The 16,483-nt window shown below is 43.2% G+C and carries 11 protein-coding genes; 7 read left to right on the top strand and 4 right to left on the bottom strand.

Going from position 1 to position 16,483, the window contains the following annotated elements; all coding sequences use genetic code 11:
• Window position 1: 1 nt before the first annotated feature.
• Window positions 2-1,549 carry a threonine ammonia-lyase, biosynthetic gene (gene ilvA / locus AC5JQI_RS18035; RefSeq protein ID WP_443089515.1) on the top strand — a complete coding sequence of 516 codons (1,548 nt, stop codon included), beginning with the start codon at window positions 2-4 and terminating at the stop codon, window positions 1,547-1,549.
• Between the two features lie 530 nt (window positions 1,550-2,079).
• On the opposite strand, the gene ilvY is transcribed toward ilvA, so the two are convergent.
• Window positions 2,080-2,961 carry an HTH-type transcriptional activator IlvY gene (ilvY, locus tag AC5JQI_RS18030; protein ID WP_493913168.1) on the bottom strand — a complete coding sequence of 294 codons (882 nt, stop codon included), beginning with the start codon at window positions 2,959-2,961 and terminating at the stop codon, window positions 2,080-2,082.
• A 261-nt stretch (window positions 2,962-3,222) separates the two neighbouring features.
• On the opposite strand from ilvY, the gene ilvC reads away from it, so the two are divergent.
• Window positions 3,223-4,701, top strand: a complete 1,479-nt coding sequence (ilvC, locus tag AC5JQI_RS18025; RefSeq protein WP_493913167.1) for a ketol-acid reductoisomerase — start codon at window positions 3,223-3,225, stop codon at window positions 4,699-4,701.
• Between the two features lie 52 nt (window positions 4,702-4,753).
• Here ilvC and AC5JQI_RS18020 read toward each other — a convergent pair whose 3' ends face one another.
• Window positions 4,754-5,869 carry a class II histone deacetylase gene (locus tag AC5JQI_RS18020; RefSeq protein WP_493913166.1) on the bottom strand — a complete coding sequence of 372 codons (1,116 nt, stop codon included), beginning with the start codon at window positions 5,867-5,869 and terminating at the stop codon, window positions 4,754-4,756.
• Between the two features lie 588 nt (window positions 5,870-6,457).
• On the opposite strand from AC5JQI_RS18020, the gene rep reads away from it, so the two are divergent.
• Entirely contained in the window at window positions 6,458-8,488 is a 2,031-nt protein-coding gene (rep, locus tag AC5JQI_RS18015) for a DNA helicase Rep (protein WP_493913165.1), read from the top strand.
• A 60-nt stretch (window positions 8,489-8,548) separates the two neighbouring features.
• On the opposite strand, the gene gppA is transcribed toward rep, so the two are convergent.
• Together gppA and rhlB are read right to left on the bottom strand one after the other, a co-directional pair.
• Complete coding sequence (gene gppA / locus AC5JQI_RS18010; protein WP_493913164.1) at window positions 8,549-10,057, bottom strand: guanosine-5'-triphosphate,3'-diphosphate diphosphatase; 1,509 nt, start codon at window positions 10,055-10,057, stop codon at window positions 8,549-8,551.
• A gap of 41 nt (window positions 10,058-10,098) precedes the next feature.
• The gene (gene rhlB / locus AC5JQI_RS18005; protein WP_493913163.1) at window positions 10,099-11,382 is read right to left on the bottom strand and encodes an ATP-dependent RNA helicase RhlB; all 1,284 of its coding nucleotides are present in this window, start codon (window positions 11,380-11,382) and stop codon (window positions 10,099-10,101) included.
• A gap of 150 nt (window positions 11,383-11,532) precedes the next feature.
• On the opposite strand from rhlB, the gene trxA reads away from it, so the two are divergent.
• The 4 genes from trxA (at window position 11,533) to wzzE (ending at window position 16,340) form a co-directional block, all read left to right on the top strand.
• A complete protein-coding gene (gene trxA, locus AC5JQI_RS18000; RefSeq protein WP_237385641.1) occupies window positions 11,533-11,859 on the top strand; it encodes a thioredoxin TrxA in 327 nt (108 codons plus the stop codon).
• 648 nt (window positions 11,860-12,507) lie between these two features.
• Complete coding sequence (gene rho / locus AC5JQI_RS17995) at window positions 12,508-13,767, top strand: transcription termination factor Rho (RefSeq protein ID WP_010845326.1); 1,260 nt, start codon at window positions 12,508-12,510, stop codon at window positions 13,765-13,767.
• 383 nt (window positions 13,768-14,150) lie between these two features.
• Entirely contained in the window at window positions 14,151-15,239 is a 1,089-nt protein-coding gene (gene wecA, locus AC5JQI_RS17990) for a UDP-N-acetylglucosamine--undecaprenyl-phosphate N-acetylglucosaminephosphotransferase (RefSeq protein ID WP_493913162.1), read from the top strand.
• A gap of 30 nt (window positions 15,240-15,269) precedes the next feature.
• Window positions 15,270-16,340, top strand: coding sequence for an ECA polysaccharide chain length modulation protein (wzzE, locus tag AC5JQI_RS17985; RefSeq protein WP_493913161.1), 1,071 nt, complete (start codon window positions 15,270-15,272; stop codon window positions 16,338-16,340).
• Window positions 16,341-16,483: the final 143 nt, after the last annotated feature.

The following is a 16,483-nucleotide window of genomic DNA, read 5'->3' as shown; positions in this document are numbered from 1 at the left end:
TGTGGCGGTTTATCCTCTTAATACAGAACCAAAAGGGGCGGAATATCTCAAAGCCGCATTGAGTGCACCCGTTTATGATGTTGCTCAAGTTACCCCGTTGCAAGAAATGAAAAAAATCTCGGCCCGTTTAGATAATACAATTTTAGTCAAACGGGAAGACCGTCAGGTAGTGCACAGTTTCAAATTGCGTGGTGCATACGCAATGATTGTGGGTTTGACGGAAACTCAAAAATCCAAAGGTGTCATTACGGCTTCTGCCGGCAATCATGCGCAAGGTGTTGCGTTATCAGCCAGTAAGGTTGGTATGAAAGCCATCATTGTAATGCCAATAGCTACAGCGGATATTAAAGTCGATGCCGTGCGTAGCTTTGGCGGAGAAGTGTTGTTACACGGTGCGAATTTTGATGAAGCGAAAGCGAAAGCAATCGAGATGGCAAAAGAGCACGGTTACACTTTTGTACCCCCTTTTGATCATCCTGCCGTGATTGCGGGTCAGGCAACACTGGCGATGGAATTATTACAGCAGGATGTCCACCTTGATCGCATTTTTGTGCCGGTGGGTGGTGGTGGATTAATTGCGGGTGTCGCTGTTCTCATCAAACAACTTGTACCAGAAATGAAGGTCATCGGTGTGGAAGCCGAGGATTCTGCCTGTTTGAAAGCAGCATTGGAAGCGGGGCATCCAGTTGATTTACCTAGAGTTGGGCTATTTGCGGAGGGCGTGGCAGTTAAACGCATTGGCGACGAAACATTCCGTTTATGCCAGCAATATGTCGATGATGTTATTACGGTGGATAGTGATGCGATTTGTGCTGCCATGAAAGATATCTTTGAAGATGTCAGGGCGATTGCGGAACCTTCGGGTGCATTGGCATTGGCGGGTCTGAAAAAATATGTCCAACAACATCAGATTCAGGGAGAAAGACTGGCACATATTCTTTCTGGCGCTAATGTGAATTTTCATGGCTTGCGTTATGTTTCTGAACGCAGTGAACTGGGAGAACAGCGCGAAGCCTTACTGGCAGTCACTATTCCTGAACAAAAGGGCAGTTTCCTGCATTTCTGCCAGATATTGGGTCCTCGTGTTGTGACCGAATTCAGTTATCGCTATTCGGATGTCACTGATCTGAACAAGGCCTGTATTTTTGTGGGTATCCGATTAAGTCGCGGGAATGCTGAGCGTTGTGAAATCATTGAGGCATTAAAAGTATCGGGATATCAGGTGGCTGATTTTACCGATGACGAAATGGCGAAATTACATGTCCGTTACATGATAGGTGGCAGGCCATCAAAGCCATTGCAGGAGCGGTTGTTTAGTTTCGCCTTTCCTGAATCTCCGGGGGCTTTACTGAAATTTTTACAGACTCTGGGCACTCATTGGAATATCACTTTATTTCATTATCGTAGTCACGGCACAGATTATGGTCGTGTATTGGCAGCTTTTGAGCTTTCAGAGCCGGAAGTGCGCTTTGAGCGCCATTTGGACATGCTGGGCTATGAATATCATGATGAAACGGATAACCCTTCGTTTAAGTTATTTTTGACTTAAGTCAAAAATCGCAAAATAGCTCCTTTGATAAATGGGCTATTTTGCTGATTATTGCATCGTCAGTATTATTTAACTAACGATTTAGCACAAGAATATCTGGAGAGGTGTTTGATAGTAAACAGTAGACGAAATAATCTGCCATCAAACGGACTGTTTTTGATTCAAGGTAAGTAATATTTGAATTTTTAATTTGGTGTAATAGAAAATAATATAGAGGATGAGCTGGATCTACCAGAAAGTTGAAACAGGTTTTATTTTTAGAATTTAGAATGTAATCTATGTTTAATATTACTGGCAATAATGAAACCTTTTACTTGTCGAAATTCCCATTCAGGATCAATTTTTAGCTGAGAATAATCAAATGAAACACTTAATTGAATACAAGGATGGCGATGCCATTCTGTTCCCATATTATGAGAAAGCACTAAATATTGTTTGTGATATTCATAAAACCTGACAGCTTCAAGGTAGCTATTTATTTTGTGTTGCATATAAAGAGAATCTTATTTTCCAATTTACAGTTTCTGAAGTTATAACAGATCCCAAAATGCTTTAACCAAAGGTTCATTCAAGCGCTTGCTTAGTGCACAAACTCCCAATTCAAATGGCTCAACCAACGAAATATTTTCCAGTAATGAGACACGGTTACGTACAGGTTCAGGACTATTTTCGATAACGACCGCAGGGATCAGGGCAATCCCACAGCCCAATGCCACCATAGAAACAATCGCTTCATGGCCGGAAACTGTTGCGTAAATAACAGGATGCAGGATCTTATTCCGGCGAAACCAAAGTTCAATGCGCTTACGTGAAGGCCCATGCTCAGGCAGGATAAACGGAATAGTATTCCAGTCTGGCTGCTCCTGTGTTGCAAGCGTTTTCACCGCACAAGGCAGAGAGGGGGCGATTAATACTAATGGTATTTCACCTATTTTGGTAAAGCTGACATTATCAGGCAGTTTCTCTGGCTTTCCTGCAATGCCTAAATCGGCGGTATCGGATTGGATCTTATCAACGGCATCTGCGGCATCTCCTGTTGTCAGTTTAATTTCCACCAAGGGATGCTCTGCCCTGAATTTATCCAACACTTGTGGAAGATGGCTATACGCAGCAGTAACCGAACAGAACAGACGTAATTCCCCCGTCAGTGATGGGCTTTGATGATTTAATGAGTTTTGTAGCTGCTTATATTGCAGGAGCGTTTGTTGGGCAAATTGTTTGAGCTGTTCACCGGCAATAGTGAGTTTGACTGTTCGGTTATCTCGTAGAAAAAGCGGATGTCCCAATAATTCCTCAAGGCGCTGGATTTGGCGTGAAAGCGTGGATGGGCTGACATGCATAGCCTTGGCAGTTCGCCCAAAATGACAACTTTCCGCAAGGTGTAAAAATAGTTTTAACTCACGTAGATCCATCGCTTTTTAGCCTTTTGCCCAGAGATTTTGCTGTAAGAAGGTCTATTGCATAAACTGCAAGATAGTCTTGTGAATATATCAATTTAAGCAAAGGCTTTCATGTCATATATTGATTTCATACAAATGACCTCACAGACAGGGTCAGGAAAAAATAAAAAATAGTTGCTGCATATAATTAATATGCGAAGCACAAAACAAATAAGCAAACACACAAATCATATGAAAAATAAATCATATGGAAAAATAAACATCGGAGTTACCATGGCTAATTATTTTGATACGTTGAACTTACGCCAACAATTGGCGCAATTAGGCAAATGTCGTTTTATGGCGCGGGAAGAATTTGCTGACGAGGCGGGATATTTAAAAGGCCAAAAAGTGGTGATCATCGGTTGTGGTGCGCAAGGGCTGAACCAAGGGCTTAACATGCGTGATTCTGGTTTAGATATTGCCTATGCCCTGCGTAAGGACGCGATTGCAGAAAAACGTGCATCATGGCGCAAAGCAACCGAAAATGGTTTCAAAGTCGGTACTTATGAAGAGTTGATTCCACAGGCCGATCTTGTTATCAACTTGACGCCGGACAAACAGCATTCAGCGGTAGTTCAGGCTGTTCAGCCCTTAATGAAAGAAGGCGCTGCGTTAGGTTATTCCCATGGCTTCAATATTGTCGAAGTGGGCGAGCTGATACGCAAAGATATCACGGTTGTAATGGTTGCTCCTAAATGTCCGGGGACAGAAGTTCGTGAAGAGTATAAGCGTGGATTCGGTGTTCCCACTTTAATTGCCGTGCATCCAGAAAATGATGCCAAAGGTGAAGGAATGGCGATCGCAAAAGCGTGGGCTGCTGCAACAGGTGGCCATCGTGCAGGTGTACTGGAATCTTCTTTCGTAGCGGAAGTGAAATCTGACCTGATGGGTGAGCAGACCATTCTGTGTGGCATGTTACAGGCTGGTTCTTTGTTATGCTATGACCAATTGATTGCTGATGGTGCTGAACCGGGCTATGCAGGGAAATTAATTCAGTTTGGCTGGGAAACTATCACCGAAGCTTTGAAACAAGGCGGGATTACCCTGATGATGGATCGTCTCTCCAATTTGGCTAAACTGCGTGCTTATGCTCTTTCTGAGCAATTGAAGACGCTCTTGGCTCCGCTGTTCGAAAAACATATGGACGACATTATTTCTGGTAAATTTTCTTCCACAATGATGACTGATTGGGCGAATGACGACAAAAATTTGCTGACTTGGCGTGAAGAAACAGGAAAAACACCATTTGAAAATTATCCTGAGTACAATGGCAACATCGGTGAGCAGGAATACTTTGACCACGGTGTACTGATGATAGCGATGGTCAAGGCTGGCGTGGAACTGGCATTTGAGACGATGGTGGATTCCGGTATTATTGATGAGTCGGCTTATTACGAATCTCTGCATGAATTGCCGCTGATTGCAAATACCATTGCCCGTAAACGCTTATATGAAATGAACGTAGTTATTTCCGATACTGCGGAATATGGTAATTATTTGTTCTCTTACGTTGCCGTTCCATTACTGAAAGAAACATTCATGGCGACGCTGCAAGCCGGGGATTTAGGGAAATCAGTTGCAGATCGTGGTATCGACAATGCCCAGTTACGTGATGTGAATGAAGCGATCCGCAACCATCCGATTGAAGTTATCGGTCGTACGTTACGTGGCTACATGACTGATATGAAACGCATCTCAGTCGGTGGATAATAAGTTATTTATTCTGCCCGGTGAAATAACATCGGGCAGAATATTTCCGACCCTACAAACCAAATCTTGATTTCAATTCATCAATAGCTTGGCGCTGGAACATTTCGAATCTTTCTTTTGGCTGCTGCAATTGAATTGCATTGAGTATATGATCGTTGACTTCAGTACGAATACCACTTAATTCTTCCATAACGGCTAAACCACAGAAAGGGACATAAGCTTCGGTGTATCCTCCCTCATGAACCATAACCAATTTGCCATGACATAACTCATCTGCTGCCTGTTGTATTTTGTGAGTCATTTCGCGGAAACTGCCACTATGCAGTTGCATTCTAGCCAGAGGATCGTAAGCATTGGCATCATATCCGCAGGCAACAATAATCAATTCAGGTTGGAAACGTTGCAAGGCAGGGAGTACAATCTGCTCCATGGCATAGAGATAACTATTGTGTCCAGCGCCGGCCATCAATGGAATATTGATATTGAAACCTTCTCCCTCACCCGCACCGATATCATCTTCGCCACTGTAACCTTCGGGATAACAGCCATCCTGATGTAGTGAAATAGTCAAAACATCATCACGTTCCCAGAAAATATTCTGAGTTCCGTTACCGTGATGAACATCCCAGTCAATCACAGCAACTTGTCCAACGCCAATTTTTTCCTTTGCGTGCTCAATGGCAAGAGCAATGTTGGCAAGGAAGCAGAAACCCATCGCTCGATCCGGCAGGCAATGGTGACCGGGCGGACGGGAAAGGCTGTAAGCATTATCCAATTCACCATTCAACACGGCTTCTACTGCTGCATAGGTAAGCCCGGCAGATAACTTGGCAATTTCATAGCTGCCTTGTCCCATCGGTGCTTCAGGCCCTAATATTCCTCCGCCATTATCACTCATAGACTTAAAACGCTGTAAATACGCTTCGGTATGAACCAGCTTTAATGTTGCATCATCAAGAGGCTCAGCACTACGTAAGTATAGAGAACGACTTAAACCGGAAACATCCATTAAGTTTTTCATTCTGCGTTTAGTCTCGGGGGATTCGGCATGTCCAGCACTATTGGGTGGTTGTACCCACCTACCAACGGGAAAAGTGACGACATGTTGTAATGCAGAATTGTGCCAGAAACAAAGTTCATCAAAGAAAAAGCCTGTCTTACGTTGCATTTATATCCTCCTTATTACTGATTTAAATAGGCTATTCAGAATAGTGATACACACAAATTATGAGGTTCCCTTACTCCTCGCAGCGCGAGGAGTAAGGAAGTGATCTACAATTTTGAATTGCTACTTAACATTAATAAGAATAATAATTGTTATAACACTAATGAACTTAAGCAAATGTTATGTATTTCAATTAATAGAAAAACAGTTTTATTCTGGCGGCCGCATAAAGTTTTGCGAAAGAGATAGGCATTTATTTAAGAATTAAGCGTATTTTGGAAAATTATATTTTCCCTTCTTTTTATTAATCCATTAAAAAATAAAAGGCAATTGTAGTACATATTTAAATCCCCAAAATAGTATAAATGGGTTTTCATCATAGTGATATACTCAAGTTATGAGGATTTCTTATTCCCTCGCGTGGCGAGGAGTAGAAAATGATCTGAAATTTTGGAATGATATTTATATTTCCACTTCGATTTATTTTGTCTTGTAATAATTCACTTACGCAAAGAAAACCGCCTCTTAGTCCTGCTTTCTGCTACAATTTCGTTCCCTGAACTTTCATCCTGATATAATTTTCGAAACGATATGCGATTAAATCCAAGCCAACAACAAGCAGTTGAATTTGTAACGGGGCCTTGTCTGGTTCTGGCGGGGGCAGGTTCTGGCAAGACCCGGGTGATTACCAATAAAATTGCCCATTTAATCCGCAATTGCGGTTATTTGCCTCGCCATATTGCAGCGGTCACCTTTACCAATAAGGCGGCCCGCGAGATGAAAGAGCGTGTAGCGCAAACCTTAGGCCGCAAGGAAACGCGAGGGTTGATGATCTCAACTTTCCACACCTTGGGCTTGGAGATCATCAGGCGTGAATATAAGACGCTGGGTATGAAGAGCAATTTTTCGTTGTTCGATGATCACGATCAGATGGTTTTACTGAAAGATCTCACGGCAGATCTGTTGGAAGAAGATAAAGATCTATTGCAAAAGCTTATTTCCAGTATTTCTAACTGGAAGAATGAATTAATGTCACCAGAGCAGGTGATCAGAATGGTTCGTACGGCGCAGGAGCACCAATTTGCAGAGTGTTACCGTCGTTATGATTTACATCTGAACAGCTGTAACGTTCTTGATTTTGATGATCTGATTACCAAACCTACTCTGTTGTTAATGTGTGATGAAGAAGTCAGGGAGCGCTGGCAGAATAAAATTCGTTACCTGCTGGTGGATGAGTATCAGGATACGAATACCAGCCAATACCAATTGGTGAAATTGCTGGTGGGTAATCGTGCTCGTTTTACCGTGGTCGGCGATGATGATCAGTCCATATATTCATGGCGTGGTGCCCGCCCACAAAACTTGATCCTGCTGAAAGAAGACTTCCCGCAGTTGAATGTGATCAAACTGGAGCAGAATTATCGTTCATCAGGGCGGATATTGAAATCAGCTAATATCCTGATAGCCAACAATCCCCATGTATTTGAGAAAAAACTCTTTTCAGAATTGGGCTATGGTGATCCTCTCCGAGTGATTGAAGCCAACAGTGAAGATCATGAAGCTGAGCGGGTAGTGGGAGAACTGATCGCCCATCACTTTATCAATAAAACAGAATATAAAGATTACGCCATTCTTTATCGTGGCAATCATCAGTCCCGTGTCTTCGAAAAAATGTTGATGCAAAACCGGATCCCTTACCGCATTTCGGGAGGGACATCGTTTTTTTCTCGGCCTGAGATCAAGGACTTACTCTCGTATCTGCGTGTTTTGATTAATCCAGAGGATGACAGCGCGTTTTTACGTATCGTCAATACACCACGGCGAGAAATCGGGGCGATGACAATCCAGAAGTTAGGTGTGTGGGCGAATCAACGTAACAAGAGTTTATATCAAGCCAGTTTTGATCTTGGTCTGGAGCAGTATCTGACAGGACGTGGTTTGTCTGCATTGCAGCGCTTCACTCACTGGATGGATGAAATATCCCGACAGGCGGAGCGTGAACCGTTATTGGCTGTAAGGGACTTACTGCGTGGTATGGATTACGAAAGCTGGTTATATGAAACTTCCCCCAGCCCGAAAGCGGCTGAAATGAGAATGAAAAATGTCAATCAGCTCTTCACTTGGATGAGCGAAATGCTTGAGGGAAATGATTTGAATGAATCAATGAGCCTTTCTCAGGTAGTGGCGCGCTTTACTCTGCGGGATATGCTGGAGCGTGGGGAAGAAGACGAAGAGCTGGATCAGGTTCAGCTGATGACGTTGCATGCTTCCAAGGGGCTGGAATTCCCTTACGTTTTTCTGGTTGGCATGGAAGAGGGATTGTTACCACATCAGAGCAGTATTGATGAAGATAACATTGAGGAAGAGCGCCGTTTGGCTTATGTCGGCATTACTCGTGCGCAAAGAGAACTATTTTTTACTCTGAGTAAAGAGCGCCGTCAGTATGGTGAATTGATCCGCCCTGAACCAAGCCGATTTTTGCTCGAGCTACCACAAGATGATCTGGATTGGCCACAAGGTAAACGCGTGGTTAGTGCGGAAGAGCGCATGAAACAGGGGCAGTCGCGTCTTGCAGATATTAAATCACGTTTAGGGCTTGGTCAGAAAAACGTGGGTAAGTAAGTATCTGTCCCATGAGTTATTCTGTATTCGTAATGAATACAGAATAACTAAAGTAAAAGCTTAACTTAAACAGCGATTGTTTTGTTCTTCAAGGAACAAAGACCACTGAACATAACTCTGCCATTTTATTTCTTGCTGTAATGCTTCTGCCCTGAGAGGGTGCCGCATCTGCCATTGATAAGGCAAGGTGATAATGAGAGTTTCATTTTCTACATGTAACCGCAAGGCAGGTAAAGCGTCATCGCATCGGCGGCTGGCGAAAATAATTGCTAGGCGCAATAAACGACATAGACGTTGTGCTTGTAACAGTGGCAGAGCATTTTGCTGACTGAGTGATGCTAAATCGATAGGGCCGCTTTGATTCCTCAACAGAGCCGCCAACAGCCGTTTTTGGGCGGGGGTATAACCGGGCAGATCTAAGTGGCTGATCAGGTAAGCTGAGTGTGCTGTTCCCTGACGAAAATCAATGCATAAACCTATTTCATGGAGCAAACATGCACTGCTCAATAATTCTCGGCAGCGTTCGTCCAAATTCCAAGGTTTGGCGATCTGTTGGCAAAAATATTCAGTCAGTTGTTTGACTCTCTGTGCCTGCTCAGTATCCAATTGAAAACGTTGTTGAATATTATGCAAGGTTCTTGCGCGAATATCTTGTCCAACCGGTAAATTCAGCATCCCGTATACCAGCCCTTCACGCAGTGCTCCACCGGCCAGTATCATGTTTTCGATATTCAATGCTTGAAAAATAGCGATTAAGATTGCTAATCCGCTTGGAAAAACCAATGCCCGTTCAAGTGTCAGTCCATCTATTTGCAGCTCTTCAAGCTTGCTGCATTCAATGGCCCAGTGTCTGAATTGTTGAAGTTTCGGCAGGGTAATCAACTCATCCATGCCCTGAGAAATCATAATTTCCTGCAAGGTCTGTACGGTGCCGGAAGCACCTACACATATTTGCCAGCCTTGTTCAAACAGAACAGGGATAACCGGACTGAGAATATTATGGGCGGCAGATTCTGCTTTGGCAAAATTCTCTTCTGTCAGGCTGCGGTCATTGAAATAGCGTTCCAGCCAAGTAACACAGCCCATTTCAAGGCTGAATAGCTGTGTGGCTTCGGCACCTGTACCTGTTACCAATTCTGTACTGCCCCCACCAATATCTACGACAAGCCGCTTTTCAGATCCGCCAGTAGTATGGGCTACACCTTGATAAATCAGCAGAGCCTCTTCTTCACCGCTGATAATATTAACGGAAATACCCAATATTTCTGAGGCCTTCCCGATAAACTCATCGGAATTTACTGCAAGTCGCAAAGTTGCTGTTGCAACAACACGGATATGTGTGGCAGGAATATCCTGCAAGTATTCGGAAAAGAGTCGAAGGCATTGCCATCCCCGCTCCATAGCCTGCTGTGATAAATAGTTGTTCTTATCCAACCCTGTGGCCAGCCTGACCTTGCGCTTGATACGGTTGACCACTTGAACTCTGCCGGATATTTCACGGACAACCAGCATATGGAAACTGTTTGAGCCTAAATCGATAGCAGCATAGAGCGAAGAAGAACCCAGCATAGTATTTATTCCGACATGTGTTATTTCAGCGCCGTATTGTATTAACTCGGGCGTTGACGGTTGCGTGTTGGATTTCCACGGCGCGGCATATTAGAGCGGCGTGGGTGTCCCCCTGAGCGTGCGCGGTTACGGCGCTTAGGAACTGGCAGATCTTGTAATAACGCATCACTATTATATTTGCTGACCGGTATTTGGTGCTGGATATATTCTTCAATGGCCGGCAAGTTCAATACATACTCTTCACATGCCAGACTGATAGAATGCCCACTTTCTCCGGCGCGCCCTGTCCGGCCAATACGGTGAACATAATCTTCACAGTCATCCGGCAGATCATAGTTAAATACATGTGTCACCGACGGAATATGCAGTCCACGGGCGGCAACGTCGGTAGCCACCAGAATATCCAGATTACCCAGACTGAATTCCTCGAGAATACGCAGGCGCTTTTTCTGGGCGACATCACCTGTCAGAAGACCGACACGATGACCATCAGCAGCCAGATGGGCCCAAATATCTTCACAGCGGTGTTTGGTATTGGCAAAAATAATGCAGCGATCAGGCCACTCTTCTTCCAGCAACGTCTGTAACAGACGCATTTTTTCTTCATTGGAAGGGTAAAATAGCTCTTCCTGAATACGGTGCCCTGTTTTTTGCAGGGGTTCTACTTCCACATATTCAGGATTATTCATCTGTTCAAAGGCCAGTTCACGCACCCGATAAGACAGCGTTGCAGAAAAGAGCAGATTCATTCTTTCCGTAGCTGCCGGAATACGGCGGAACAGCCAGCGAATATCTTTGATAAAACCCAAATCGTACATGCGATCTGCTTCATCGAGCACGATGACTTGAATCGCACCAAGGTGGATATGGCCTTGTTTTGTATAATCGATCAAACGACCTGTTGTGCCAATGACGATATCGACGCCAGATTCCAGCACCTTAAGCTGTTTATCATAGCCGTCGCCGCCGTAGGCAAGACCCATTTTTAACCCAGTAACTTCTGACAGTTCTTCTGCGTCAGAGTATATTTGAACAGCTAATTCGCGGGTAGGTGCCATAATCAGCGCTCTTGGCTGATTGATTTTACGTTCTTTCCCCGCAGGGTGAGTCAATAAGTAATGAAAAGTAGACGCTAAAAATGCCAGCGTCTTGCCTGTTCCGGTTTGTGCTTGTCCCGCAACATCTCGGCCTTCGACAGTAAAAGGCAATGTTAGCGCCTGTATTGGCGTGCAGTTGGAAAACCCTTTTTTATCAAGAGCTCCCAAGACCTTGGGGTGCAATGCGAAGTCGGAAAACTTCTTTTCTGTCAAATGTGTTTTGCTCATAGTGTGGTAAGAATATCAGTTAACTATTGCTTTAAGAAAGTGTATCCGCTGAAATAAAGACACCCTAGTGTTGGTTAAGGTACACTGACACTGTAAAAGATTTTACTTTTGGAGCAAAAAATGAATGAAAAAATTGTGAACGATAAAGTTGTGAATGCAGGTATCGTTCATTTGGCTGACAGTGATTTCAACGAAGATAAACTGAATGTAAAAGGTCCTGTCCTCGTTGAATTCTGGGCTGAATGGTGTGGCCCTTGTAAAATGATTGCTCCTATTTTGGATGAAATCTCCTCAGATTATGCTGGTAAACTGAAAGTTGCCAAGCTAAATGTCGATGACCACACTGAAACAGCACCAAAATTCGGTATTCGCGGTATCCCAACAATGATTCTGTTTAAAGATGGTGAGAAGGTTGCGGTAAAAGTGGGCGCACTGTCAAAAACTCAACTGAAAGAGTTTTTGGAACCACACCTTTAATTTAGAGTCAGGTCACAGTAATTACGGGCGTTTAGCATATAGGATGATTTATCTTATTGACCGCTAGACGTCCGCTACGAAGCATGGTAAGTTAGCTATTACATGCTCGTATAAAACATTTCATGAGTGAATTCTTTATTTGATATAAAGGTTTATTGGTGTAAAGAGTTGACATTATGCATGTTGCATACTAAAAAACCTGTAGTATCTGATAAATCTGTTATTTCTGGATCACCTGAAGTATCTGATAGCATATCGCATTTGGTAAATTCGCTGAGTCTATATACAGGATATTTAGTATATGGCTTGGTTCGCTGATAGCGTTCTGATACTGAACATCTCTAAGCAGGATGTTTTTGTAGTTATAATTTTTATAGTTATAAACAGTGCTCATACCAAGATAATGCTTATGCTGAGATAGTTCTTAATATTGAAACTAACCACGTTTAGTTATTATCTCAGTTGTGTTTTGACAGTTTGTCAGTCTTATTTTGCAATCAATCTGAGTACTTCAAGCTACTGCCTTGTAATATAAATATGTTAGAAGGTTTTATTCGTTTCTGGTACAAATAAACAGGCACCGATAACGTTGCCATACCATTCACGTTCAGAGTTCGAGATATACCCCGAGTTAAAGAACCCACCATTATGAATCTTACCGAATTAAAGAATACGCCAGTATCTGAGTTGATTACTCTTGGCGAAAATATGGGGCTGGAAAATCTGGCTCGTATGCGTAAGCAAGACATCATTTTCTCTATTCTCAAACAGCACGCAAAAAGTGGAGAGGATATTTTCGGAGATGGTGTGCTGGAGATATTACAGGATGGATTTGGTTTCCTCCGCTCCGCAGACAGTTCTTACCTTGCAGGTCCCGATGATATCTACGTTTCTCCTAGTCAAATCCGCCGTTTCAACCTCCGTACCGGTGATACCATTTCAGGGAAAATCCGCCCACCAAAAGAAGGTGAACGCTATTTTGCCCTGCTGAAAGTTAATGAAGTTAACTTTGACAAACCTGAAAATGCCCGCAGTAAAATCCTGTTTGAAAACCTGACTCCACTTCATGCCAATAACCGCCTGCGCATGGAACGTGGTAATGGTTCTACTGAGGATCTGACCGCTCGTGTGCTGGACTTGGCTGCTCCGATTGGTCGCGGTCAACGTGGTTTGATCGTTGCTCCACCAAAAGCGGGTAAAACCATGCTGCTGCAAAATATTGCAGCTAACATTGCCCATAACTACCCAGACTGTGTTCTGATGGTGCTGTTGATTGATGAGCGTCCAGAAGAAGTGACCGAAATGCAGCGTCTGGTAAAAGGCGAAGTCATTGCTTCAACTTTTGATGAACCAGCTTCTCGTCACGTTCAAGTGGCTGAAATGGTTATTGAAAAAGCGAAACGTCTGGTTGAGCATAAAAAAGATGTCATTATCCTGCTGGATTCCATTACCCGTCTGGCTCGTGCATATAACACTGTCGTTCCTGCATCCGGTAAGGTATTGACTGGTGGTGTGGATGCGAATGCCCTGCATCGTCCAAAACGTTTCTTTGGTGCTGCACGTAATGTTGAAGAAGGCGGTAGCCTGACCATCATCGCCACTGCGCTGGTTGATACTGGTTCCAAAATGGATGAGGTCATCTACGAAGAATTTAAAGGTACAGGTAACATGGAATTACACCTGTCCCGTAAAATCGCTGAAAAACGTGTTTTCCCTGCTATTGATTATAATCGTTCTGGAACACGTAAAGAAGAGCTGCTCACTACACAGGATGAGCTACAGAAAATGTGGATCCTACGTAAAATTATTCACCCAATGGGTGAAATCGATGCGATGGAATTCCTTATCAACAAATTGGCTATGACCAAAACAAACGAAGAATTCTTCGACTTTATGAAACGTTCATAGTTCCTTGAATGAATTAACTGTTTTGTGAATAAATTGATAGCCCTGTAAGGGAATTCATAACACAGCAAAATTAGCTACTTTGTTAAAACGCCACGTTTTCGTGGCGTTTTTTTTATCTGAAGCTACTCTATTCGCCTGAAATGGTACATATTTTGCATGCTTTTCTCGTGATTAAAAGCGTGTTTTATAAACAAACGTTTTATAATTATTCCATAAATAATTATTGGACACGCCACAGTTAGCATGACCTACTTTATTAATTTTTATAAGTCAGGATGCCTTGTTTTGTTAACAGGGAACTTATGGATTTGGTGTCAAATGGGACATCCATAAGTCAATGAACAATAGATGTTCCATCATTATTTTTACAGAGAGTTGTTATTGTGAATATCCCTAGCATGAGTATCGAAATTTTCTGCGTATTTATATTCTCATTCTTGTTTTTGTTTGTAGCTCGGAAGGTAGCAAAAAATGTCGGTTTAGTTGATAAGCCGAACTATCGTAAGCGTCACAATGGATTAGTGCCTTTAGTGGGTGGAATATCCGTGTTTTTTGGGTGTTGTTTCGCATTTGTTATAACTAAAGAGTTTATACCTCATAAGTGGTTATATTTGTCTTGTGCCGGAATATTGGTTTTTATCGGAGCATTAGATGACCGTTTTGATATCAGTGTGAAGATTCGCGCAACCATGCAGGCACTGATTGGTATCAGTATGATGTATTTTGCAGGCCTTAAGCTTGAAAGCTTAGGTAATGCTTTCGGTCCATGGGAAATGACACTGGGACCATTCAGCTATGTTGTGACTTTATTCGCTGTCTGGGCCGCCATTAATGCTTTCAACATGGTGGATGGCATTGATGGCCTGTTAGGTGGATTATCCTGCGTTTCTTTCGGTGCGCTAGGCGTTTTGTTGTACGAAAATGGTAATACGGCACTCGCATTTTGGTGTTTCACGTTTATTGCAGGAATTTTACCTTACATTTTTTTCAACCTTGGGTTACTCGGAAAGCGTTTCAAAGTATTTATGGGAGATGCAGGGAGTACCCTAATTGGCTTTACCATTATCTGGTTACTGACGGAAGCGACTCAAGGAGAGAACCGTTCTATTAGCCCTGTGACAGCATTATGGATCATTGCCATCCCATTAATGGATATGGTTGCCATTATGTATCGTCGGTTGCGCAAGGGGATGAGTCCGTTTTCTCCGGATCGCCAGCACATTCATCATTTAATTATGCGTGCTGGTTTCACCTCTCGTCAGGCATTTGTCTTGATTACTTTGGCGGCAGGTTTGTTGGCATCTGTTGGAATTATTGGAGAACGGTTAAGTTTTGTCCCTGAATGGGTGATGTTGGCATTATTCTTGCTTGCATTTGTGCTGTATGGTTACTGTATCAAGCGAGCATGGCGGGTAGCCCGTTTTATCAAACGGTGCAAACGTCGCATGCGTCGGGAAGCAAGTCATCATTAATGTATTGACTTATCAAAGAGGTTTTGTGCAGTGATAAACTCAGAAACGAAATCTAAACAGGATCAACCTGCTATAGAGTATGAATTGGATATTCGTACGTTGTGTCATACTCTATGGCTTGGAAAGATATGGATTATTGCACTGGCAATGATTTTCGCTGCCGTCGCTCTGGCTGTATCATATCTGATGCAGCAAAAGTGGAGCGCAACCGCTATTGTGGACTTACCGACAACCAATAATTTGGGTAGTTATTATTCGCAACAACAATTTTTGCGCAATCTGGATACTCACATCAATGCCTCGCCAGAGGCACAATTGCCGACTATTCCGGATGGTGCATATAAAGAATTTATGACACAGGTGGCAGCGTATGACACTCGTCGTGAATTTTGGCTTCATTCTGATTATTACAAACAGCGCAAAGAAGGGAGAGCCAAAGCTGATGCTGTACTGCTGGATGAATTGATCAATCATATTCATATCATGCACAGTGACGGCAAAAATGCGCAGAATGACAGTATTAAATTGACAGCAGAAACGGCTGCTGATGCTAATCAGCTTCTACGCAAATATATTGCATTTGCTAATCAGCGGGCGAACGAACACCTGAATAATGAAATAAAAGGTGCATGGGCGACGCGTACCCAGTCGATGAAAGCATTGGTCAAACGTCAGGAGATGGTGGCCAAGGCAATGTATACACGCGAATTGAATGTGTTGCAGCAATCACTGAAAGTGGCAGAGAAGCAAGGTATCCACCGTAACCAAACAGACATTCCTATCGAAGAATTGTCAGAATCCAAAATGTTTATGTTGGGTACATCATTGTTACAGTCTCAGATTGAAACGTTGGAAGCTACTGGTGCCAACTACAGCATCGATTATGATCAGAATATAGCGATGCTGGCGACATTGAATGTCGGCCCAACTCTGCAAGACTCTTTCCAAACTTACCGCTATCTCAGAACCCCTGAGGAACCCGTTAGTCGGGATAGTCCCCGCCGTGTTTTCATGATGGTTATGTGGGGCGCTGTTGGCATGTTGTTTGGTGCAGGCTTTGCTTTGGTAAGGCGTCAGCGTTCCATCAGTTCAAATAAATAGCCGCATTTAAATAACTCATAGGTTTTATTTAAGGTAATAGGAAAATAATGACTGTTTCCGGCAGTCTGCATTCTGTCTGCGGATTGATCGGAAGCAGAGATGGAAATGGCAATGGTAATTAACCATGCTTTTTCTTGGAGTTA

This window comes from Xenorhabdus sp. XBWT (genome assembly GCF_059072735.1).
The sequence above is the reverse complement of the archived record's forward strand: the minus strand, read 5'-3'. Positions and strand labels throughout refer to the sequence as shown.